Below are 20,172 nucleotides of genomic sequence, written 5' to 3' on the forward strand. Positions count from 1 at the left end.
TTTTTACAGTAAGCCCAGTGCGCGATGCAGTGGCGAGGTATTTACGCCTCGGGCAACAAAACCATGAATTTCAGCGGGTCGTTGTTCGCAAACTGCTTGTGCAGTTATCTGATCTTCAAAGCTAGCAAACACGCATGCGCCTGTTCCAGTTAGCTTCGCGAGAGAGAATTGTTCCAGCCAAATCAAAGCTTTATCAATCTTCGGATATAGTTTTCGAACCAGCGGTTCACAACTATTTCCGGTACCCCCCTCAAGAAAGGTCGCTATTTTGATCGGAGAGCCATGGCGTGTCAATTGTTCATGACAAAAAATTTCAGCGGTGGACACATGGCAGTCTGGCTTTAGTACCACATACCAGAATTCTTGGGTTTCTAGCGGGGTTAATTTTTCACCGATTCCTTCTGCCCATGCGGTTTTTCCACGCACAAACACGGGAACGTCGGCGCCTAGTTCAAGGCCGATTTCGGCTAGCTCATTAATGCTGAGACCAAGCTGCCATAGCTGGTTGAGGCCTAGTAGCGCACTTGCTGCGTCGGAGCTGCCGCCGCCGATACCGCCGCCCATTGGCAGGCACTTCTCTAAGGCGATATTTGCGCCGGTAGGAATGTCGCGGGCAAAAGGCTGTAACTTGCGGGCTGCGCGAAAAACCAAATTATCTTCAGTGCTAACACCGCTGAGGGTGTTGTTGAGGTTTAATTTGCCGTCGTCGCGGTGGTTAAGTACGAGGGTGTCACCGTAATCGAGTAGCTGGAATAAGGTTTGTAGCTCGTGATAGCCGTCATCGCGACGGCCGGTAATATTCAGAAAAAGATTAATTTTAGCGGGGCAGGGCAGCGAAAGAGTTTGCATTATTTGGCGCAAAACTCCGGTTGTTCCTGCCATTCGCTAACAATAAGTGTAATGCGGGCATTGGCAGATTTCGCGTTAATTCTATCCGGTAGTTGGTGAAATGGGGTGCGGTAGTGATAGGTAATATGCCAGCCAATTTGATTTAGTTCTTCTAGTTGGCCATTGGTATTTACACGGCCTTCTAATTTTTCAGTGAACATGGCACGGCCTCTTACCCAGAAGCGCAGTGCTTCAACGGGTATTGGCCAGTTTGCGCGGCTGGCCAGCTCTTCAATGCTGTCGGCGTGACTACTCTCGCCGTTTTGTATTAATCGGGCGCCAGATGGGTCGGCGGATAATTCTATGCTGCCTGCACCAAGTGGGCCGCTTAGTCTAATTCGGGCGCTGTTGGCGTCACATTGCGACCAGTTAATCGTGGCGCTTTCTTGTTTTCTACCCTGCCAGAACCCAATTTTTCCTTGTAATTGCCAAGTTAGAGATTCGCTGTCGGCAGGGGGCTTTGGCGGCGTTGCACAGGCGCTAAGTATTAGCGCGACAATAAGGGCTAGACCACGAAAGAGAGTTGAGTTTGACATTGTTGCGCTACTCATTGAAAAGTCCTAGTTTGCGAAGCGTATCCATAATTATGGGGCTGTTGGGGGTGTCTTTTAGACCTTCTTGCCAGACTAACTTTGCGCGGGCTTGGTCGCCACTTAGCCATAACGCTTCACCGAGATGGGCCGCAATTTCGTGATCCTGTGTCTGTTTGAACGCTTTCTCTAGCAGCGACACTGCCTCGCTGATATTACCTTTTAAAAGCATGATCCAGCCATAGCTATCGATAATGGCGGGGTCATTTGGTTCGAGCTCTAGAGCGCGTTTGACTAGTTGCTCGGCTTCGTCGAGTCGGGTTTTGTTTAAGTTGGCGATGCTGTAGCCCAGTGCATTTAGGGCAGTTGCATTGTTGGGGTCGCGGTCAATAAGGTGCTGAAGGTCGTGCTCCACTGCGTCAATATTGCCTAGTTTCTCGCTAAATAATGATCGCGCATAGCGCAACTCATCGTCGTTAGTGTTGGTAGATAATGCTTCACTGAGTAGGTCGTAACCCTGCTGGTAGCGGGCCTCTTTGCGTAATATCTCAGCTTCTAGCTGATAGATATGCGTCGCTTGTTCTGGGTGATTTACCCGCAAATGTTTAAGCCGTGCTAGGGCTTTGTCGGCACTTTCGATGGCGAGACTGATACTCGCAATGCGCTGACTGGCTTTGCTGAATTCGTCGCCGCCGGTGGCTTTTAGGTAGTGGCTAATTGCTTGCTGCCAGTTTTGATCCTCTTCGTCTAAGCGACCAAGAATGTAATTGGCACGACTGCGAAGCTCGGGGCTGTCGTTGAGCGACTTTAGCTGTGCTGTTACCTCGGCAGTATTGCTGAGCTCGCGGTTGATGAGCATGAGCTCTAGCAGTAAATCTCGGTCGCTGGGGTTTTGGCGCACAAGTTCTTCGTACTGGGCTTTCGCTTGATAGAGGTCAGTTTTCACTAGGCGGCGTGCTAGGTCATGGCGAAGGCGTTTGTGGTGAGGGTTTTGATCGACTGCGTAATGTAGTCGCGCTAATGCATCTGCGTCGCGGCCAAGCTGGCTAAGGGTGCGGGTTTCAATTAGCAGCGCATGAGGATTGTCGGGCTCCTCGTTGAGCACTTCTTGTATGAGTGCTAGGGCGGCGTCTTCTTGCTTTTGATATTGCAGCATTAGTGCTTTGGCAATTTTTAAGGAGTTGTCGCTGGGGTGGAGCTTCAGTTGTTTATTGAGTTCACCCAAAAATTGCGTTTGCTCGAGTTCTGGTCGCGTGAGTGCAGAGGCTGCCAGTGCAGCGAAATTGCTGTCGCCGCCAAGCTCCAATACTTTGACCATATAAGGTAGTGCGGTCAGTGGATTCGTTGTTTTGCTAAGGGCCGAAGACAGGATGAAATACGCTTCGGCCGCTTCGGGTTCTTGATCGGCCCATTGTTTAGCGTAGGTCGCGGCGGTTTCGTCACGGCCGAGGTACTGGGCTAATTTTGCGGTTGTGGTAATTACCCCAAGGTCGCCGGTTTTTTCCGCCTGATAGGTGTAGTTGTCGAGCGCAGTTTCAAGATCTTGACTGCGAAGTGCTACCTCGGCGATAAGCAGATCAAAAAAAGCATCTTCAGGAAACGGTCGGGTGACCTCGGCTGCTTTTGCACTGGCCTTAGTGTTGGGCGCTAGGTCTTGCTCTGGAGTCAGCATGGCGCAGCCGCTTAGTAAAATGGCTAGGCTTAATAGCAGGCTGGTTAAGGATTGGTGCATAGTGACAATGTCGGTACCGTGTTTAAAGGCCAATGTTAGCATGGCTCTTTGCTGGTGGTTAGGGTTGCTGCATAGGACAGTTGCAGCCATGTTTAATTCGCGCGTTCTGGCTTCGACGCAGATTGTTTAGTAAAAGCTGGTAATAAAATCCACATTTGGCCCCTGTCTTGCTAAAATTCCCTGCTATTTTAGCTCGGCTCCGGAAAGGCAGGCACTCGGCATCTCATGAATTTGCTCGTAATTGGCATTAATCACAATTCGGCCCCCGTCTCGATTCGAGAGCGGGTCGCGTTTGTGCCTGAGCAAATGCATCAAGCTTTAAAAGATGCCGTCGGCAGCACTGGGGTATCAGAGCTGGCCATATTGTCCACCTGTAATCGCACTGAACTTTACGGCATTGCTGGTGAAGATGGTGATGCGGCAGCTGCGAGCATGTTGGATTGGCTGTCGGTTTACCACCATGTCGATCGCGCTGAGTTGAGCGCATGTATCTATGATTATCGTCGTGATGACGCCTTAAAACATATGATGGAAGTGGCTGCTGGGTTGGATTCTATGGTGCTCGGCGAGCCGCAAATATTAGGGCAAATGAAATCTGCCTATGCGGTCGCTGTCGATGCTGGTACTGCAAATGGTGTGCTGCACCGTACCTTTGCTCATATTTTCTCAGTCGCTAAGCGGGTGCGTACCGACACCGCTGTGGGTGAAAACCCTGTGTCGGTTGCCTATGCGGCGGTCAATTTAACTCAGCATGTGTTTTCTTCATTAAACAGCTGTACCGCCCTGTTGATAGGCGCGGGTGAAACTATTGAACTGGTGGCTCGCCATCTTCATGACAAGGGCATAAAGCGTCTTATTATTGCCAATAGGACCTTAGAGCGAGCACGGGAGCTTGCCGAGAAATTCGGTGCAGAGGCGGTGATGCTATCGGATATTCCCCATTGCCTTGTTAGTGCTGATATTGTCGTTGCGTCGACCGCGAGCCAGTTACCGATTTTGGGCAAGGGAGCGGTTGAGGGTGCACTTAAAAGGCGCAAACATCGGCCAATGGTGATGGTGGATATCGCGGTGCCGCGAGATATTGAACCGCAAGTTGCTGAATTAGCAGATGTCTATTTGTATACCGTTGATGATTTGCGCGAAATTGTTGAAGAAAATAAACGCGCTCGCCAGAGTGAGGCCCGCAAGGCGGGGGATATTATTACCTTGGCGCTGGGTGAGTGGGAATCGCAATTGCGAGCCTTGGATGCGGTGGGCACCGTGAGAGATTACCGCGCCCAAGCGGAACAGCTACGCGACACCGAACTAGACCGTGCACTGCGCAATTTGGCGCGGGGCGATGATGCCGAACAAGTGCTAGAGCAGCTCGCTCGCGGTTTAACCAATAAATTAATACACAGCCCGACCACGCAAATAAAAGAAGCGGGAGCCAAAGGGCGAACCGATCTTATCCACTGGGCGCGGGAACTATTTCAGCTCAAAGACAGCGACTCCTGACAGTAGCTAAAACATTAAAAGCGAGAAAATATGAAGGCCTCTATTGTCACTAAACTCGACAATTTGCTTGATCGATATGAAGAGATCGGTGCGCTATTAAGCGACGGCGAAATTATTGCTAATCAAGATCGTTTTCGCGGTTTGTCTCGGGAGTATGCCGAGATTGAACCCGTTGTTGAGGCTTATGGCCGTTTTCGTCAAGTGGAAGAGGATTTGGCTGAGGCGACGGCAATGCTATCGGAAGACGACGCCGATATGCGCGAAATGGCTGAAGACGAGGTCGCGTCTGCTAAGGAAAAGTTAGAAGCACTGGAGCTGGAGCTGCAAACTTTGCTTTTGCCCCGTGACCCTAACGACTCCCACAACGTATTTTTAGAAATACGTGCTGGTACTGGTGGTGACGAGGCCGCTATTTTTGCTGGTGATTTGTTTCGTATGTACTCCCGTTATGCGGAGCGCAAAGGTTGGCGAGTTGAGGTTTTAAGCGAGCGGCAGGGGGAGCATGGCGGTTATAAAGAAATTATTAGCCGCGTAGCGGGGCAGGAAGTTTACGGCCATCTTAAATTTGAGTCCGGCGCGCACCGTGTGCAGCGTGTGCCTGAAACTGAATCTCAAGGTCGCATTCACACCTCGGCTTGTACCGTGGCAGTGATGGCTGAGCCAGAAGAAGCTGACCACATAGAGCTTAATAAAGGTGATTTGCGTATCGATACCTTCCGCTCCAGCGGCGCGGGCGGTCAGCACGTTAACACCACAGACTCAGCGGTGCGTATTGTTCATATTCCTACTGGTATCGTGGTGGAGTGCCAAGACGAGCGCTCGCAGCATAAGAACAAGGCGCGGGCGATGTCTTTATTGGCTGCAAAAGTAAACGATGCGGCCAGCAGTAAGCTCCAAGCAGATCAAGCGACAGAGCGTCGCAATTTGGTCGGTAGCGGCGACCGTTCAGAGCGTATCCGCACCTATAATTTTCCACAGGGTCGGGTTACCGACCACCGCATTAACTTAACCTTGTATAAATTGGATGAGTTTGTGCAGGGCGATGTAGATTGTGTGGTATCGCCTCTGCGACAGGAGTATCAGGCTGATCTATTGGCGGCCTTGGCAGAATAATGACGGACTCGCAGCGGCTGCCTAGTTTGAGCATCGCGGCTGCGATGGCAATGCGAACGCGTCTGTCTGCGATAAGCGATTCCCCAGATTTAGATACGTCGCTACTGCTGTGTCGCTGTATTGATAAGCCGCGTAGTTATTTATATAGCTGGCCAGAACGTGAATTGACAGTCGTGCAGGAACAGCATTTTCTGCAATTATTAGCGCGCCGCATAGCGGGCGAACCTATTGCCCATATTTTGGGCGAGCGTGATTTTTGGTCATTGCCTCTGGCGGTGTCGCCGCTGACCTTAATTCCTAGGCCTGACACTGAGTGCTTGGTTGAGCGCGCATTAGAAATGCTGACGGGCCAAGAGAACCCACTGATATTAGATTTGGGGACGGGTACCGGTGCTATTGCTTTAGCTTTGGCGTCAGAGCGAGCGGATGCGGAGGTACTGGCATCTGATTTTTCGTCTGAGGTCGTCGCCTTGGCCCAGCGAAACCGCGATGCCCTTGGGCTGACAAACCTGCAGCTGGTGTGTTCAAGCTGGTTTAGCGATATTCCCCACAAGCGCTTTAATCTCATCGTTAGCAATCCGCCATATATCGATCCCAGCGATCCTCATTTGAGTCAGGGCGACGTTCGCTTTGAGCCGATGTCGGCATTAGTTGCCGCCGAAGGTGGCATGGCAGACTTACGGCGTATTATTAATGAGTCGCCAGACTATCTGGTGGCGGGCGGCGAATTGTTACTTGAGCATGGTTACAATCAGGGTGAGTTGGTACGGCAGGCTTTAAGCACGCGGGGCTTTGAACAAGTGGCATCGCAGCTCGACTACGGTGGTAATGAGCGCATAACGTGGGGGCGATGGCGATGATGAATGACGAGCAGTTATTGCGCTATAGCCGCCATATACTTCTGCCGAGCTTAGATGTCGACGGACAGCAGGCGCTACTGGATAGCAAAGTGTTGATTGTCGGCATGGGCGGTCTCGGTTGTCCGGCTGCCTTGTATCTCGCGGCATCGGGTGTGGGCGAATTGCACTTGGCGGATGACGACACGGTTGAACTTAGTAATTTGCAGCGTCAAATTGCCCACGGCCAAGCTGATATTGGGCGGGCAAAGGCAGAGTCGGTCGCAGACAGTATTAAAGCGATTAATTCAGATACGACGTTACGGGTATTGAATAGACGTTTAAGCGATAAGGCTTTAAGTGCCGCGGTCGAGGCCGTCGACGTGGTGGTAGACGCCAGCGACAACTTCGCAACGCGTTTTGCATTGAATGAGGCCTGTGCGCTAGCGCGGCGGCCACTTATTTCTGGCGCAGCGATCCGTGGCGAGGCGCAACTTAGCGTGTTTGATTTTAGACGCGATGACTCACCATGCTATCGCTGCTTATACCAAGAAGCGGATGATGCGACCTTGAATTGCTCAGAAAGCGGCGTGCTGGCTCCCATCGTTGGTATGATGGGTAGCATGCAGGCGCTAGAAGCATTGAAATGTATTGCAGGTATTGGCGAGCCACTCGTTGGTCGCGTGTTGTTAATTGATGGTATGAGCATGGAGTTGCGACAGCTCAATTTACGTCGTGATCCGGAGTGCCCAGTGTGCCGTTTGCGGGGCTAGTTTCAGGGATATATACCGCACCGCGGTGGTTATCTTGCCCATCTTAAAATAAGATCCATAAATAAATATCGCCAAAATAATCATAATGAGGGAATGCTATGAGGCTTATTCTTAGGTGCTACTACTTTCTGCACGATGGCATTTTTGCGCTTCTTTCAAAGCTTGATGGAATTCCACCCTTATTAATTCGCCTCTATTTATCGCCGATTATGCTCGCTGCCGGCTTGTATAAACTTCATCATTTTGACGCAACAGCGATGTGGTTAGAGCAGGGGCTGAATTTACCTTACCCAGAAGTCATGGCGTATTTGGTGACCTATACCGAACTTGTTGGCGGCTTTTTGTTGCTGTTCGGTTTGGCGGTGCGCTGGATTAGCATCCCACTTATGGTGGCAATGCTGGTCGCGGCAGTTACCGTACATTGGGATAACGGCTGGTTTGCTATAGCACCGAGCAACCCTGTGACAAGTACCGCAAAACCCTTGGCAGATATTGGTGTACCAATGGCAAGGGCCAGCATGGAAAACAGCATCGGTGTAGGCGAGCGCTTAGACCGAGCGAGAACTATTTTGAATGAATATGGCCACTATGGCTGGCTGGTTGAAAAAGGTAATTTTGCAGTACTAAACAATGGTATTGAATTTGCCGCCACGTATTTCATTATGTTGTTAGGTCTTTTGTTTAGCGGTGCTGGTCGCTATTTTAGTTTGGATTATTATCTTGACCGCCGAGCCCGAGAATTTATTAAGCCCAAGCCTGAAGAGCAAAAAGAAGAGCCCGCTGTCGAGCCGGAAAGTAAGCCCGTGGAACAGAAAGAGGAGGCGCAAGCGCCGTCAGAAGTCAGTTCAGAGCCCGCGTTAAAACCGCAAGAAACTCAGTCTGGCCCAGTCGCGGATGAATGATGCTAGAATGGCTGATTATTGAGCAATGTAAGAAGAGTATATTTTGTTAAAAAAGTTGTTTGGATCAGCTAAAAAGGCGCCCATAACGGCAGGTCAAAATACCGCCGCCGAAGCGCATAGTGCAATACCTAAGTCCGGCGCAGCGGATACAAATGTAAAACACCGCGATACCCATAAGCGCGGACGAGAGCGAGGCGCGAGCAAAGCAGCGGACAAAATCGCGTCCACCTGGACTCTTAAAGACTTTCAAGTTGAGCCAGAAGAGGGAAAGACGCGTTTCCATGACCTTGATCTCGATGAGAGTTTAATGCACGGCATTGCCGACACGGGGTTTAAATATTGCTCGCCAATTCAGGCGGCCTCTTTGCCTCATACCCTGCGTGGCAATGACGTTATTGGCAAGGCCCAGACCGGCACAGGTAAAACAGCAGCCTTCCTAATCACCATTTTTAATGACTTATTGAGTAATCCAATAGACGAAGAGCGCTTTGCCGGCGAGCCTCGTGCATTGGTTATTGCGCCAACACGAGAGCTCGTGGTTCAGATCGGCGACGATGCCCGTATGCTTGGTAAGTATTGCGGCTTGAATGTGGTTACGTTAATTGGCGGTATGGATTACCAGAAGCAGCAGGATAAATTGGCTGGCATGGTCGATATCGTTGTGGCGACGCCAGGTCGGCTGTTGGACTTTGAAGGCCGTAAAGACCTGTATCTCGATCAGATAGAAATTCTGGTTATCGACGAAGCTGATCGCATGTTGGATATGGGCTTTATTCCACAGGTGAAACGCATCGTGCGTTCTTGCCCTCGTAAAAGCCATCGTCAAACGCTCTTGTTTAGCGCGACCTTTACCGATGACATTATTCGACTTACCGAGCAGTGGACTGACGAGCCGGTCAATATTGAAATTGAACCAGAAAGTGTGGCAACGGATACCGTTGATCAAAAAGTCTATTTGGTTGAGTCGCAGGATAAATTTAAATTGCTGCTCAATATTGTTCGCCATGAGAGCGCAACCAGTGTGATTATTTTCGCTAATCGCCGTGATGAAACCCGACGTTTATTTGAAAAACTGCAGAAGGCGGGCATTCGCTGTGGTATTTTGTCGGGCGAAATTCCGCAAAATAAGCGCTCGCGAACGCTGCAACAATTTAAGGATGGCGAGATTGAGTGTTTGGTGGCGACGGATGTTGCCGGTCGTGGTATCCACGTAAATGGCGTGAGTCACGTTATTAATTACACCTTGCCTGAAGATGCCGACGACTATGTGCATCGCATCGGCCGTACTGGTCGCGCTGGTGCAACCGGCACTTCTATCAGCTTTGCCTGCGAGGATGATGCCTTCTTGTTGCCAGGTATTGAAGCTGAACTAGGTATGAAATTACCCTGCGAGCGCCCACCAGAACACCTGATTGCGGGTGTGCGCTAAGTTTTATCTTTAAATCGCTCTACCCACATCAAGGTACCGCCGCAGACCGCGGCGGGCATAATAAATAAATTCAAAACTGGTACCATGGTGCCCAACATCACGAGCGCGCCAAAGCTAAAGCTGGTGCCGCGCTGGCTGCCAATACGTTTCCTTGCATCTTTAAAACTCAGTTTGTGATTGTCCATGGGGTAGTCGCAGTACTCTATTGCCATCATCCATGCATTTAGGGCAAACCACAGCAGCGGTGCCAGCGGTGAAATCACAAAGCTCGCGATGAGAGTGAGGATGGCGAAGCCGAAGTAGTACAGCAGCTTTTGGCATTCGCGGCCGATACTTTTGGGAAAACTTGCGATGGCCATCGCGATGGTTTCGCGGCCAGCGACCTCTTGCCCGGTGAGCATCTCCTCAACCTTTTCCGCTAGCAGCCCATTAAAGGGGGCGGCAATAATATTGGCTACTGTGCTGAATATATACATCACAATAGCTAATACTAAGATCACCGCCAGTGGCCACAGAATCCAGCGTAAAAAGTCTAGCCAAGTGGGTAGCCATTCAACGACTTGGTTGATCCAGCCCGACATCGCTTCTAGTGTTAGGGTGGTGAATGCACCAAAAATAATAAAATTAATAAGCAGTGGAATAGCAACAAATAGGCGTATGCCCGGTTGTCGGATAATTTTGAAGCCGCGCAATAAATAGTCTGGACCGCTAAGTGGGCGTGCATTCATATTAAACATTACCTGCAACAATTAAATTTTGGGGTTTGGCGATTTGCTCGCTTTCCCCTGCCTGCCAAAGTCGTTATGCTTTTTGGGGTTGAGTTTGTTTGTTTAAATTCGGTTATCGTCACCATAATAACGATTTGAACGCTGGCTTGTGAAGGCTCGTGTTTGTGCGGGTAGATAAAGCGCGGCGATTTAATATTTAGTGCAATGACTGAGGGATGCGTCTAATGAAAGTAATATATGGGGTTGTAGTGGCTGTGATCTTTGCTATGTCGGGTAGCGTGCAGGCCGACGATTTAGGCGAGTCTTACAATATTATGTGCGAAAAAATGAAGTCTTGCGCGCTGAAGAATATGGGCGAAGCAGATTTGACGCCGGATTTACGCGCAATGGTCATCGCGAGCTTGGAGGGCGCATGTGTAGCTATTCAGCAGCAATTTAATAGTGTGGCTGCGGCGCATCCTCTTTATGAGCCGGCAAGCGCATGTATGAAATCTATGACGACGTTGAGCTGTGAACAAATCGAAAATATGAGCGACGAGAAAACCCCAGAGTGCGCCCGCTATGAGAAAATGGCGGAGAGTTATCAGTAGTTACTTGCTGATAGGGCATCCGCATTGTTGGCAGAGACACCGTTTTTCTGTGCCGCTGCTAGCAGCTCGTCGCTTAGCCTGTTCGTCTATCTTGGTTGTCATACACCAGCAGCGTGATGGCTCGCTTCCTGCGGCTACGGCGCATTGGTTCTCTTGCTCACAAAGTGGGCAGCGCATTGGATTGGCATAGGAAACAGGGTTGGCGGTAGACATTTTTTATTCCTTAAGCGCCGGTGGAGGTGAGCATGAGCGACGATGATAGATTGTTCGCTGAAGAGATGGCCGGTGTCAAACCGCTTGAAATAGAAAGACGGGTTGTTATTCGCAAAGATACCGGCGATGCGGTCAATATTGCAGCGCGTCGCGCGGCTGCGACGGCAATCAGTGGTGTGCGTAATTTTCTATCGACCTCTGACATCGAATTATTAGACCCGTATTACGTATTGGAATATCGCCGAGAAGGCGTTCAGCATGGCGTATTTCGGCGTTTAAAACAGGGTAAATACACGATAGAAGCGCAGCTCGATTTACATAATATGACCGTCGAACAGGCGCGCTTGCAGGTGTTTGAATTTATTCGCGAGGCAATGAAGGCGGATTTGCGTACCGTAATGATTGTACATGGGCGCGGCCATCACAGTGAATCTAAAGGCGCGGTAATTAAATCTTACGTAAACCGCTGGCTGCCAGAGATGGAAGAAATTCAAGGCTTTAGTAGCGCGCAGCCCCAGCACGGTGGTGCGGGTGCAGTGTATGTGATGCTGAGGAAAAGTGAGAAGAAAAAGCAGGAGAACCGCGACCGCTTAGCGCGCGGTCGCAGTGTTTAGGCTAGCTAAGCTAGGGGCTTAAGCCGCCCCTTTGCTTTCAAGTGCGGCAACGTGCTCACCAGAATTACGGTGTTCTTTAGCGTAACTTAATACTGTGCGACCACCCTTGTCGGTGGCGTTAAGATCGCGACCAGCTTCCAAAAACATGCCGATGAAGAGCTCGAAGTCATCGGCGCGCATGCTTTGGTAGGCTTTTAATAGCGCGTGAAAGTCCCGGTTAGTACCGGCTTTTGGCTCGGAATCTAAAAACTCGCGGACGCGTGATTCGGTCCATACTTCATCGAGTACCTTTTCTTTGTCTTTTTTCATAAAGCTGTTTCTACCTTGCTGGTGCTGGCGGGCTTAACCGCCGAGCTTTTCGTTTAAAAGTGAGTTGATCACGCCGGGATTGGCTTGGCCTTTGGAGGCTTTCATAATTTGGCCGACAAAAAAGCCTAACATTTTTTTGCGTTTGCCTTCGTCGGCGCCTCGGAACTGCTCAACTTGTTCTGGGTTGGCGGCGAGCACTTCATCTACCATGGCGCCGATGGCGCCGCTGTCAGAGACTTGCTTTAAGCCCTTGTTGTCGATAATGGCATCGGCGCTGTCGCCTTCTTGATTCCAGAGTGCATCAAAAACCTGTTTGGCGATTTTACCGGAAATGCTGTTGTCGCGGATTCGCTGAATTAAGCCGCCTAATTGTTCTGCCGTGACGGGGCTGGCAGTAATGCTTAGGTTTTCGCGATTCAATGAGGCTGAGAGTTCACCGTTTACCCAGTTGGCTGCGAGCTTGGCGTCGCCGGCGCTGCTGGCTACGGCTTCAAAGTAGTCGGCCACGGGGCGCTCGCCGGTTAACAATGCTGCGTCATAGGCAGATAAACCAAATTCCGTTTCAAAACGCTGGCGTTTTGCGTCAGGTAGCTCCGGCATTTGCGCCATTAGTTCGTTAATTAAAGATTGTTCGACGTGCACCGGCAATAAATCTGGGCAGGGGAAGTAGCGATAATCGTTGGCTTCTTCTTTGCTGCGCATGGGTCGAGTTTCGTTTTTGTCACTGTCGTATAGGCGAGTTTCTTGTCTAACTTTGCCGCCGTCTTCGATTAATTCAATTTGACGCAACACTTCGGTTTTGATGGCGCGTTCAACAAAACGGAAGGAGTTAATGTTTTTAAGCTCGGCGCGGGTGCCGTATTCCTCTTGTCCTTTGGGGCGAATTGACACGTTGGCGTCGCAGCGCAGTGAGCCCTGCGACATGTCGCCGTCAGAAATACCGAGGTAGGTCACAATCGAATGTATTTTTCGCAGATACGCGACGGCCTCTTCGGCGCTGCGCATGTCTGGCTCAGAGACGATTTCGATTAAGGGTGTGCCAGCGCGGTTGAGGTCAATGCCTGACATACCTTGATAATCTTCGTGTAGCGATTTACCGGCGTCTTCCTCTAAGTGGGCATGGTGTACGCGAACACTGCGGGTGCTGCCGTCGCTGAGTGTAATTTCTACGATGCCCGCGCCAACGATGGGGAAGTCCATTTGCGTTGTTTGGTAGCCCTTGGGCAGGTCTGGGTAGAAATAGTTTTTACGGTCAAAGACCGAATCGCGGCAAATGTCAGCATCTATGGCTAGGCCAAAGAGGATGGCTTTTTTCACCGCCTGTTCGTTTAGTACCGGCAAGGTGCCAGGCATGGCCAGATCAACGGCGCTGGCTTGGGTGTTGGCGTCGGCGCCGAAGGCGGTGCTTGAGCCAGAGAAAATTTTAGATTTGGTGGTGAGCTGGACGTGAATTTCCAGACCAATTACAACTTCCCATTCCATAGTCGCTTTCCTTATACGCTGCCGGGAGCGGCTTGCTGGTGCCAGTCGCTGCGCTGTTGGTATTGATGCGCGGCGGCAAGCAGGGTGGTTTCGTCAAAATCGCGGCCAATTAATTGCAAACCAATCGGTTTGCCTTTAGTAAAGCCAGCGGGCAATGAAATGGCAGGTAGCCCTGCCAAGTTCACAGCGATGGTGTAGATGTCTTCAAGATACATAGTGACCGGGTCACTGACCTTCTCGCCCAGCGCAAACGCGGGGTTTGGGGTGGTGGGGCCGGCGATAATGTCGACGGTTTTAAAGGCCTCGTCAAAATCTTGTTTAATTAAACGTCTAATTTGCTGGGCCTTGCGGTAGTAGGCATCGTAAAAACCTGAGGAGAGTGCGTAGGTGCCGATCAAGATTCGGCGTTTCACTTCCTCGCCAAAACCTTCGGCGCGGGTGCGGGTGTATAGGTCGTCTAAATCTTTTGGGTTTTCGCAGCGATATCCATAGCGTACGCCGTCGAAACGTGACAGATTAGCGGATGCTTCAGCGGGCGCAATAATATAATAGCAGGGTACCGCTAAATGGGTGTGTGGCAGACTGATAGATTTAATTTCTGCGCCCATTTTACGGTATTCATCTAAAGACGCCTCTATTGCTGATGCAATTTCTGGGTCTAAGCCTTCACTAAAATACTCTTTGGGTACGCCGATTTTTAATCCGCTCAGGTCTTTGTTCAGGCCAGCTCGATAGTCGGGTACGGCCAGATCCATGCTGGTGCTGTCGCGGTGGTCGAATCCCGCCATTGCTTGAAGTAGCAGCGCGTTGTCTTCGGCAGTTTTCGCCATTGGCCCACCTTGGTCAAGGCTGGAGGCGAAGGCGATCATCCCGTAGCGTGAAACACGTCCATAGGTCGGTTTTAAACCCGTGAGGCCGCAAAGTGCTGCCGGTTGGCGAATGGAGCCGCCGGTGTCGGTGCCTGTCGCTGCTGGCGCGAGTCCTGCGGCTATTGCCGCCGCTGAACCGCCAGAGGAGCCGCCGGGTACGCAGTCGGTATTCCACGGGTTGCGCACTGCGCCGTAAAAGCTGGTTTCATTCGACGAGCCCATGGCGAATTCGTCGAGATTGGTTTTACCTAAGGTCACGACGCCAGCATTGGCGAGTCGGTCAACGACAGTGGCGTTGTAGGGCGCAATGAAATTGTCCAGCATTTTTGACGCGCAGCTGGTGCGAACACCTTCGGTACAGAAAATATCTTTATGGGCGATAGGTACGCCACATAGTGCGCCAGCTGAGCCATTTTGGCGCGCTGTATCGGCGGCGCGAGCCTGGGTAAGGGCTTGTTCCGCCGTCACCGTAATAAAGCTGTTGTAGTTGCTGTCGTGTTTCGCAATGGCGTCGAGGTACTGCTGGGTAATTTCTTCGCTGGAAAAGGTTTTTGCTTCTAGTCCGCGAAGAATGTCGGCAATCGTGTGATTGGGCATAGTTCAGATTACTCGTTATGTCTGCCGAATGAAGGTGCGGCGGTCAATGTGGTGCGTTGTTTGCAGCAAGCCGCAGCGTTTTATTCAATTACTTGAGGTACTAAATACAAACCGTCGGCGGTTTGAGGTGCGATCTTTTGAAAGTGTTCGCGTTGGTTGGTTTCGTTAACCTCGTCGGCACGCAGACGCTGTACAGCGTCATGTGGATTTGCCATTGGTAAAATATTGGTCGTGTCTACGGCTTGCATGGCGTCGACCATGTTCAGAATGTCGCCAATACGTTGGCTGAGTTCGGCGGTGTCTGTTTCGGCGATGTTAATCCGCGCTAGTCGCGCCAACTTGGCAATGTCGTTTTGGTCTAAGCTCATGCTCACCCTTTTACTATTGATTAATGGCAACACAGACAATTTTCCGCTGCGCAAAATGAGGACTGCGTCGGATTTGCAATGAGGTTGCCGGTAAACCGCTAAACTTATCATATTTGCGCCTTGCCCTAAATCCCTGCCGTTGATAGAGTGGCAAAGTTTTTAAAATAGGGCCTCGCGATGTTGCTGGGCGGCAATCGTTTCCGGTCCGATCAGCCTGGCCCCTGCCCAAAATTTGGGCTGTATAAGGTGAAAATTACACATGTTAAAACGAATTCGCGGCATGTTTTCCAATGATCTTTCAATCGATCTTGGAACAGCAAATACTCTTATTTATGTGCGTGGCCAAGGCATAGTTCTCGACGAGCCCTCGGTGGTGGCTATTCGTGTTCATAACGGTCAAAAAACAATTGAAGCGGTGGGTATGGAGGCCAAACGGATGTTGGGCCGTACACCAGGCAATATCACTGCGATTAGGCCTTTGAAAGATGGCGTTATTGCCGACTTTCAAGTGACAGAAAAAATGCTTCAGCATTTTATTAAGCTTGTTCATCAAAATAGTTTTATTCGTCCAAGCCCGCGTGTTCTCGTGAGTGTGCCGTGTAAAAGTACTCAGGTAGAGCGCCGTGCAATTCGTGAATCTGTACTTAGTGCTGGTGCACGGGAAGTACGTTTAATTGAAGAGCCTATGGCGGCGGCGATTGGTGCGGGTTTGCGCGTCGACGAAGCCTCTGGTTCGATGGTGGTTGATATTGGTGGTGGTACTACTGAAATCGCCATTATTTCTTTGAACGGCGTGGTGTATTCGGATTCTGTGCGTGTTGGCGGCGACCGCTTTGATGAAGCGATTGTTACTCATGTGCGCCGTACCTACGGTAGTTTGATTGGTGATGCCACGGCAGAAAGAATAAAAACCGAAATTGGCTGTGCCTACCCAGGTAGTGAATTACGTGAAATTGATGTGCGCGGCCGTAACTTGGCCGAAGGTATTCCTCGTCGTTTCACTTTAAACAGTGATGAGATCTTAGAAGCGCTACAAGAACCTCTGCAAGTAATTATTCAGGGCGTAAAGCGCGCTTTGGAACAATCGCCTCCAGAATTAGCTGCCGATATTGCAGAGACTGGGATCGTGTTGACCGGTGGTGGTGCCTTGTTGCGTGGTATCGATCAATTAATTGCCGATGAAAGTGCACTTCCGGTCATTATTGCTGAAGATCCATTAACGTGTGTTGCACGTGGCGGTGGTAAAGCCTTAGAGATGATGGATCGCCATCATCTTGATATATTGTCTGCTGAGTAATAATGATTCGCCCCGCGGAGGGAGGACGCAGCAATTAAACCGGTATTCGCCAATGAATCGTCTGTAGGTGGTCGGCTGCTGATTTTAGGTGGCGCTGCACTGGTGTTGATATTGATTGGGCAGCGCCTTGAATTCATGGCGCCGTTGCGAACGCAATTGTCAGTTGTTGCCGCCCCATTTTATTGGGTTGTTGATATTCCAAGCCGTATGACGGATCAGTTTAAAGGCTCTTGGAATAGTCGGAGCGAATTGCTGGCCGAAAACGAGAGACTGCGTTCGGAGTCTCTTATTCTTAATGCCAAACTTCAAAAATACATTGAGCTACGTGCAGAGAACGTACGTCTTCGTGAGTTGATGAACTCTGGAGAGCGGGTGAATGACTCCGTTCTTGTGGCCGAGGTAATTGCGGTCGCGTCGGATCCTAATCGTCACCAGCTCTTGGTAGACAAGGGGAGTCGAGACGGTGCTTTTTTGGGGCAGTCCGTTATCGATGCGAACGGCTTACTCGGTCAAATTACAGACGTTGGCGTCTTGCAAAGCCGCGTATTGCTTATTACCGACAGCGCTCATGCACTTCCAGTTCGGGTTAGTCGAAATGGTTTGCGAGCGATAGCAGAAGGCACTGGCCTGATTGACGAGCTGGCGTTGACGCATGTTGCCGCCACGACCGATATCCAAGTGGGTGACCTGTTGGTTAGCTCTGGGCTTGGTGGCAGATTCCCGAGCGGTTATCCGGTGGGCGAAGTCGTCGAAGTGTCGATAGACCCCGGCAAACCGTTTGCCGAGGTTCGTGCCCGTCCAATGGCTCAGCTCGATCGCAGCCGCAACGTCTTACTGGTTTTCAGTGAACAGAAGATTGAGGAGTAGCGCGTGGATTCGCATGCGCACGGTCTTTGGTTTGTTGTAGTCACAATCTTTGTCGCTTTAATTCTAAGTATCTCCCCTCTTGATGGAGGTATTGCCTGGGCTAGGCCTGATTGTTTATTGCTAATCCTAGTTTATTGGTTGTTGATGCTGCCAGAGCGAGTCGGCGTAATTATTTGCTGGAGCTGCGGCATATTGCTGGATATTTTACAGGGTGCCGTTTTGGGGCAAAATGCCTTCGCGCTCGCTGTTATTGCCTATATTATTCAAGTGTCTTACCAGCGTTTGCGGATGTTTAGCATTGTAAAACAGGCCGCGTTTGTATTCTTACTCGAACTATTCCATATATTGGTTGATCAATGGGCGCAAAACATTAACGGTGTTGCGCAAACCCATTGGCTCGTTTTTCTCCCCGCCTTAACGACAGGTCTACTTTGGTTGTTAGTTCGGCCGATAGTGGCTTGGCTACAGCGTTTGTTCGTGGTTTTCTAAGCATGAGCAGAAATAATATGATTGTTCTGGCCTCAGGTTCGCCGCGTCGTGCCGAACTGTTGCTGCAAATTGGTGTGGAATTCCAGATTGTGCCGGCCGATATTGATGAAACCCCGAAACCGAATGAGCTGGCGGTGGATTACGTTCAGCGTATGGCGGCGGAAAAAGCTGTGACAGTTGCTAGGCTATTTCCTGATCGTGTGGTGTTAGCCGCCGATACGTCGGTGATAGTTGATGGTGAGATTTGGGGAAAGCCCTTAGATCGCCAACATGCTAAGGTAATGCTAGCGGGGCTTAGTGGCCGTAGCCATCAAGTGATGACTGCACTCGCGGTTTTTTGTGGCGGAGGTGTTGCGCTGGAGCTCAATGTCACTGAGGTGGAGTTTGCCGTATTAACGCCAGAGCAAATAGATACTTATATTGCTAGCGGTGACGCTGACGATAAGGCTGGTGCCTATGGTATTCAAGGTGTGGCCGGGTGTTTTGTAAAGCACTTGAGTGGTAGCTACTCTGGCGTGATGGGTTTGCCTTTATATGAAACAGCGGTTTTGCTGGGCAAAGCCGGAATAATATTAGAGCCTGCGAATGAGTGAAGAGATATTAATCAATGTTACGCCGGTAGAAACCCGTGTTGCGGTGGTTGAAAACGGCGTGCTGCAAGAGGTTTATATTGAGCGTAGTCGTTCACGCGGTATTGTTGGGAATATATATCAGGGCAAAGTGGTACGAGTTTTACCTGGTATGCAGGCGGCGTTTGTCGACATCGGCTTAGAGCGCACGAGTTTTATTCACGCCTCAGATATTGCCTGCCTAGATAATGAAAGTGGTGAACATGCGGATATTCGTAGCAAAATTCGCGAAGGCCAGTTGCTAACCGTCCAAGTTAGTAAAGATCCAATGGGTACTAAGGGTGCGCGCTTAACAACACGTTTGTCGGTGTCGTCTCGGTATTTAGTCTATATGCCTGGTGCCGCGCATATTGGCGTTTCTCATCGTATCGACGATGAGGAGGAGCGTCAGCGACTGCGCGATGTGCTTGAAACAGCGGCGCGCGAAGACGATGAAGAATTGCGGGACGGTTATATCTTACGCACGGCTGCTGAAGGCGCCGGTGAGGATGAAATGCGTGCCGACGTCCAGTTTTTAAAGCGTTTGTGGGGCGCAGTAGAGCGCCGGATGAAGCGGGATACCGCACCGAGCGTGATATACGAAGATTTGCCGCTGTTTATGCGAACAATGCGGGACCTGGTGCGACCGGGCTTAGAGAAAATTCGTATCGATTCCCGAGAAAGTTTTCAGCGCGTGGCGCAGTTTGCTGAGGATTACCTACCAGAGATTAGCTCGCAGCTTGAATATTATCCTGGTGAGAGGCCGATATTTGATCTTTACGGTGTAGAAGACGAAATTCAAAAAGCCCTTGGTCGCAAGGTTGAACTCAAGTCTGGCGGTTATTTGATTATTGATCAAACCGAAGCGATGAGTACCATAGATATCAATACTGGTGCATTTGTCGGGCATCGTAATCTCGAAGAAACCATTTTTAAAACCAACCTTGAAGCGGCTGCTTCGCTGGCTCGTCAACTGCGGCTGCGTAATCTTGGTGGCATTATTATTATCGATTTTATCGATATGAAAGATCCAGAGCACCGTCGCCAAGTTTTGCGTGCGCTGGAGCGCGCAATGGAAAAGGACTACGCAAAAACCTCGATCACGGGTGTGTCTGATTTGGGGCTTGTAGAAATGACCCGCAAACGCACTCGCGAAAGTCTTGAACATATTCTTTGTGAAACCTGCCACTACTGCCATGGTCGGGGTTCATTGAAATCACCTGAAACGGTCTGTTATGAGGTGTTTAGAGAGATTCTGCGGGAGTCTAGGGCATACGAAAGTAAGCGATTATTGGTCTTGGCATCACAGGAAGTTGTGGATCGTTTGCTTGATGAAGAGTCGGCAAACGTTGCCGACCTTGAAGAGTTTATTGGCGCGAGTATTCGCTTTCAGGTCGAAGCGGTGTACACGCAGGAGCAATATGATGTCGTTTTGCTTTGA

The 20,172-nt window shown here is 50.4% G+C and carries 22 protein-coding genes; 13 read left to right on the forward strand and 9 right to left on the reverse strand.

All coding sequences use genetic code 11. The annotated features are described in order from the left end of the window. Positions 1 to 3: 3 nt before the first annotated feature. Genes ispE through GVJ32_RS05615 form a run of 3 tightly spaced genes read right to left on the reverse strand, consistent with a single transcriptional unit; the run spans position 4 to position 3,240 of the window. Positions 4 to 849: a 4-(cytidine 5'-diphospho)-2-C-methyl-D-erythritol kinase gene (gene ispE, locus GVJ32_RS05605; protein WP_159239061.1), complete on the reverse strand. Its 846-nt coding sequence runs from the start codon at positions 847 to 849 to the stop codon at positions 4 to 6. Next, positions 849 to 1,439 (reverse strand): lipoprotein insertase outer membrane protein LolB, encoded by a 591-nt coding sequence (gene lolB / locus GVJ32_RS05610; RefSeq protein ID WP_159239062.1) that lies wholly within the window; start codon positions 1,437 to 1,439, stop codon positions 849 to 851. Before lolB ends, ispE begins: the two co-directional genes overlap by 1 nt. Beyond that, positions 1,432 to 3,240: a tetratricopeptide repeat protein gene (locus GVJ32_RS05615; RefSeq protein WP_159239063.1), complete on the reverse strand. Its 1,809-nt coding sequence runs from the start codon at positions 3,238 to 3,240 to the stop codon at positions 1,432 to 1,434. Before GVJ32_RS05615 ends, lolB begins: the two co-directional genes overlap by 8 nt. A 135-nt stretch (positions 3,241 to 3,375) precedes the next feature. Here GVJ32_RS05615 and hemA point away from each other — a divergent pair, with 135 nt between their 5' ends. From hemA to rhlB, 6 genes are all read left to right on the forward strand, one after another. Further along, the gene (gene hemA, locus GVJ32_RS05620) at positions 3,376 to 4,647 is read left to right on the forward strand and encodes a glutamyl-tRNA reductase (protein WP_159239064.1); all 1,272 of its coding nucleotides are present in this window, start codon (positions 3,376 to 3,378) and stop codon (positions 4,645 to 4,647) included. 30 nt (positions 4,648 to 4,677) lie between these two features. After that, positions 4,678 to 5,760 (forward strand): peptide chain release factor 1, encoded by a 1,083-nt coding sequence (gene prfA, locus GVJ32_RS05625; protein WP_159239065.1) that lies wholly within the window; start codon positions 4,678 to 4,680, stop codon positions 5,758 to 5,760. Beyond that, the gene (gene prmC, locus GVJ32_RS05630) at positions 5,760 to 6,620 is read left to right on the forward strand and encodes a peptide chain release factor N(5)-glutamine methyltransferase (protein ID WP_159239066.1); all 861 of its coding nucleotides are present in this window, start codon (positions 5,760 to 5,762) and stop codon (positions 6,618 to 6,620) included. The genes prfA and prmC overlap by 1 nt, the downstream gene beginning before the upstream one ends. Further along, on the forward strand, positions 6,620 to 7,369 hold the full coding sequence (gene moeB / locus GVJ32_RS05635; RefSeq protein ID WP_200841359.1) for a molybdopterin-synthase adenylyltransferase MoeB: 750 nt from the start codon (positions 6,620 to 6,622) through the stop codon (positions 7,367 to 7,369). Before prmC ends, moeB begins: the two co-directional genes overlap by 1 nt. A gap of 98 nt (positions 7,370 to 7,467) precedes the next feature. Beyond that, entirely contained in the window at positions 7,468 to 8,271 is an 804-nt protein-coding gene (locus tag GVJ32_RS05640; protein ID WP_159239068.1) for an HvfX family Cu-binding RiPP maturation protein, read from the forward strand. A gap of 43 nt (positions 8,272 to 8,314) precedes the next feature. After that, on the forward strand, positions 8,315 to 9,700 hold the full coding sequence (gene rhlB, locus GVJ32_RS05645; protein WP_159239069.1) for an ATP-dependent RNA helicase RhlB: 1,386 nt from the start codon (positions 8,315 to 8,317) through the stop codon (positions 9,698 to 9,700). On the opposite strand, the gene cysZ is transcribed toward rhlB, so the two are convergent. After that, positions 9,697 to 10,428 (reverse strand): sulfate transporter CysZ, encoded by a 732-nt coding sequence (gene cysZ / locus GVJ32_RS05650; protein ID WP_159239070.1) that lies wholly within the window; start codon positions 10,426 to 10,428, stop codon positions 9,697 to 9,699. The genes rhlB and cysZ overlap by 4 nt on opposite strands. A gap of 224 nt (positions 10,429 to 10,652) precedes the next feature. On the opposite strand from cysZ, the gene GVJ32_RS05655 reads away from it, so the two are divergent. Then, complete coding sequence (locus GVJ32_RS05655) at positions 10,653 to 11,018, forward strand: hypothetical protein (protein ID WP_159239071.1); 366 nt, start codon at positions 10,653 to 10,655, stop codon at positions 11,016 to 11,018. Here GVJ32_RS05655 and GVJ32_RS18440 read toward each other — a convergent pair whose 3' ends face one another. Continuing rightward, entirely contained in the window at positions 11,019 to 11,231 is a 213-nt protein-coding gene (locus GVJ32_RS18440) for a cysteine-rich CWC family protein (protein ID WP_159239072.1), read from the reverse strand. 32 nt (positions 11,232 to 11,263) lie between these two features. Here GVJ32_RS18440 and smrA point away from each other — a divergent pair, with 32 nt between their 5' ends. Next, positions 11,264 to 11,845, forward strand: a complete 582-nt coding sequence (gene smrA / locus GVJ32_RS05665) for a DNA endonuclease SmrA (protein WP_159239073.1) — start codon at positions 11,264 to 11,266, stop codon at positions 11,843 to 11,845. A gap of 18 nt (positions 11,846 to 11,863) precedes the next feature. Here the strand turns inward: smrA and GVJ32_RS05670 are convergent, their stop codons facing one another. From GVJ32_RS05670 to gatC, 4 genes are all read right to left on the reverse strand, one after another. Next, the gene (locus tag GVJ32_RS05670) at positions 11,864 to 12,154 is read right to left on the reverse strand and encodes a PA4642 family protein (RefSeq protein ID WP_159239074.1); all 291 of its coding nucleotides are present in this window, start codon (positions 12,152 to 12,154) and stop codon (positions 11,864 to 11,866) included. A gap of 33 nt (positions 12,155 to 12,187) precedes the next feature. Further along, positions 12,188 to 13,636: an Asp-tRNA(Asn)/Glu-tRNA(Gln) amidotransferase subunit GatB gene (gene gatB, locus GVJ32_RS05675; protein ID WP_159239075.1), complete on the reverse strand. Its 1,449-nt coding sequence runs from the start codon at positions 13,634 to 13,636 to the stop codon at positions 12,188 to 12,190. A gap of 11 nt (positions 13,637 to 13,647) precedes the next feature. Then, the gene (gene gatA, locus GVJ32_RS05680; protein WP_159239076.1) at positions 13,648 to 15,102 is read right to left on the reverse strand and encodes an Asp-tRNA(Asn)/Glu-tRNA(Gln) amidotransferase subunit GatA; all 1,455 of its coding nucleotides are present in this window, start codon (positions 15,100 to 15,102) and stop codon (positions 13,648 to 13,650) included. Between the two features lie 80 nt (positions 15,103 to 15,182). Beyond that, positions 15,183 to 15,470 carry an Asp-tRNA(Asn)/Glu-tRNA(Gln) amidotransferase subunit GatC gene (gene gatC, locus GVJ32_RS05685; protein WP_159239077.1) on the reverse strand — a complete coding sequence of 96 codons (288 nt, stop codon included), beginning with the start codon at positions 15,468 to 15,470 and terminating at the stop codon, positions 15,183 to 15,185. Positions 15,471 to 15,729: 259 nt separating this feature from the next. On the opposite strand from gatC, the gene GVJ32_RS05690 reads away from it, so the two are divergent. The 5 genes from GVJ32_RS05690 to rng all read left to right on the forward strand — a co-directional run bounded on the left by GVJ32_RS05690 (position 15,730) and on the right by rng (position 20,172). Beyond that, positions 15,730 to 16,767 (forward strand): rod shape-determining protein, encoded by a 1,038-nt coding sequence (locus tag GVJ32_RS05690; RefSeq protein WP_103683580.1) that lies wholly within the window; start codon positions 15,730 to 15,732, stop codon positions 16,765 to 16,767. Positions 16,768 to 16,842: 75 nt separating this feature from the next. Next, entirely contained in the window at positions 16,843 to 17,634 is a 792-nt protein-coding gene (gene mreC, locus GVJ32_RS05695; RefSeq protein WP_286187602.1) for a rod shape-determining protein MreC, read from the forward strand. Positions 17,635 to 17,637: 3 nt separating this feature from the next. Then, a complete protein-coding gene (mreD, locus tag GVJ32_RS05700; RefSeq protein ID WP_159239078.1) occupies positions 17,638 to 18,123 on the forward strand; it encodes a rod shape-determining protein MreD in 486 nt (161 codons plus the stop codon). 2 nt (positions 18,124 to 18,125) lie between these two features. Beyond that, positions 18,126 to 18,716 (forward strand): Maf family protein, encoded by a 591-nt coding sequence (locus GVJ32_RS05705; protein ID WP_200841348.1) that lies wholly within the window; start codon positions 18,126 to 18,128, stop codon positions 18,714 to 18,716. Beyond that, entirely contained in the window at positions 18,709 to 20,172 is a 1,464-nt protein-coding gene (gene rng, locus GVJ32_RS05710; RefSeq protein ID WP_159239079.1) for a ribonuclease G, read from the forward strand. The genes GVJ32_RS05705 and rng overlap by 8 nt, the downstream gene beginning before the upstream one ends.

The organism is Zhongshania aliphaticivorans (genome assembly GCF_902705855.1).
GTDB lineage: Bacteria > Pseudomonadota > Gammaproteobacteria > Pseudomonadales > Spongiibacteraceae > Spongiibacter > Spongiibacter aliphaticivorans_B.

What these genes read in the sequence shown, in the direction of transcription:
- lolB (WP_159239062.1), bottom strand. Translation starts at nt 1,439, where the DNA reads ATGAGTAGCGCAACAATGTCAAACTCAACTCTCTTTCGTGGTCTAGCC.
- gatC (WP_159239077.1), bottom strand. Translation starts at nt 15,470, where the DNA reads ATGAGCTTAGACCAAAACGACATTGCCAAGTTGGCGCGACTAGCGCGG.
- GVJ32_RS05655 (WP_159239071.1), top strand. Translation starts at nt 10,653, where the DNA reads ATGAAAGTAATATATGGGGTTGTAGTGGCTGTGATCTTTGCTATGTCG.
- GVJ32_RS05640 (WP_159239068.1), top strand. Translation starts at nt 7,468, where the DNA reads ATGAGGCTTATTCTTAGGTGCTACTACTTTCTGCACGATGGCATTTTT.
- prfA (WP_159239065.1), top strand. Translation starts at nt 4,678, where the DNA reads ATGAAGGCCTCTATTGTCACTAAACTCGACAATTTGCTTGATCGATAT.
- GVJ32_RS05670 (WP_159239074.1), bottom strand. Translation starts at nt 12,154, where the DNA reads ATGAAAAAAGACAAAGAAAAGGTACTCGATGAAGTATGGACCGAATCA.
- prmC (WP_159239066.1), top strand. Translation starts at nt 5,760, where the DNA reads ATGACGGACTCGCAGCGGCTGCCTAGTTTGAGCATCGCGGCTGCGATG.
- hemA (WP_159239064.1), top strand. Translation starts at nt 3,376, where the DNA reads ATGAATTTGCTCGTAATTGGCATTAATCACAATTCGGCCCCCGTCTCG.
- GVJ32_RS05690 (WP_103683580.1), top strand. Translation starts at nt 15,730, where the DNA reads ATGTTAAAACGAATTCGCGGCATGTTTTCCAATGATCTTTCAATCGAT.
- rng (WP_159239079.1), top strand. Translation starts at nt 18,709, where the DNA reads ATGAGTGAAGAGATATTAATCAATGTTACGCCGGTAGAAACCCGTGTT.
- GVJ32_RS18440 (WP_159239072.1), bottom strand. Translation starts at nt 11,231, where the DNA reads ATGTCTACCGCCAACCCTGTTTCCTATGCCAATCCAATGCGCTGCCCA.
- moeB (WP_200841359.1), top strand. Translation starts at nt 6,620, where the DNA reads ATGAATGACGAGCAGTTATTGCGCTATAGCCGCCATATACTTCTGCCG.
- GVJ32_RS05705 (WP_200841348.1), top strand. Translation starts at nt 18,126, where the DNA reads ATGAGCAGAAATAATATGATTGTTCTGGCCTCAGGTTCGCCGCGTCGT.
- gatB (WP_159239075.1), bottom strand. Translation starts at nt 13,636, where the DNA reads ATGGAATGGGAAGTTGTAATTGGTCTGGAAATTCACGTCCAGCTCACC.
- cysZ (WP_159239070.1), bottom strand. Translation starts at nt 10,428, where the DNA reads ATGAATGCACGCCCACTTAGCGGTCCAGACTATTTATTGCGCGGCTTC.
- gatA (WP_159239076.1), bottom strand. Translation starts at nt 15,102, where the DNA reads ATGCCCAATCACACGATTGCCGACATTCTTCGCGGACTAGAAGCAAAA.
- smrA (WP_159239073.1), top strand. Translation starts at nt 11,264, where the DNA reads ATGAGCGACGATGATAGATTGTTCGCTGAAGAGATGGCCGGTGTCAAA.
- ispE (WP_159239061.1), bottom strand. Translation starts at nt 849, where the DNA reads ATGCAAACTCTTTCGCTGCCCTGCCCCGCTAAAATTAATCTTTTTCTG.
- GVJ32_RS05615 (WP_159239063.1), bottom strand. Translation starts at nt 3,240, where the DNA reads ATGGCTGCAACTGTCCTATGCAGCAACCCTAACCACCAGCAAAGAGCC.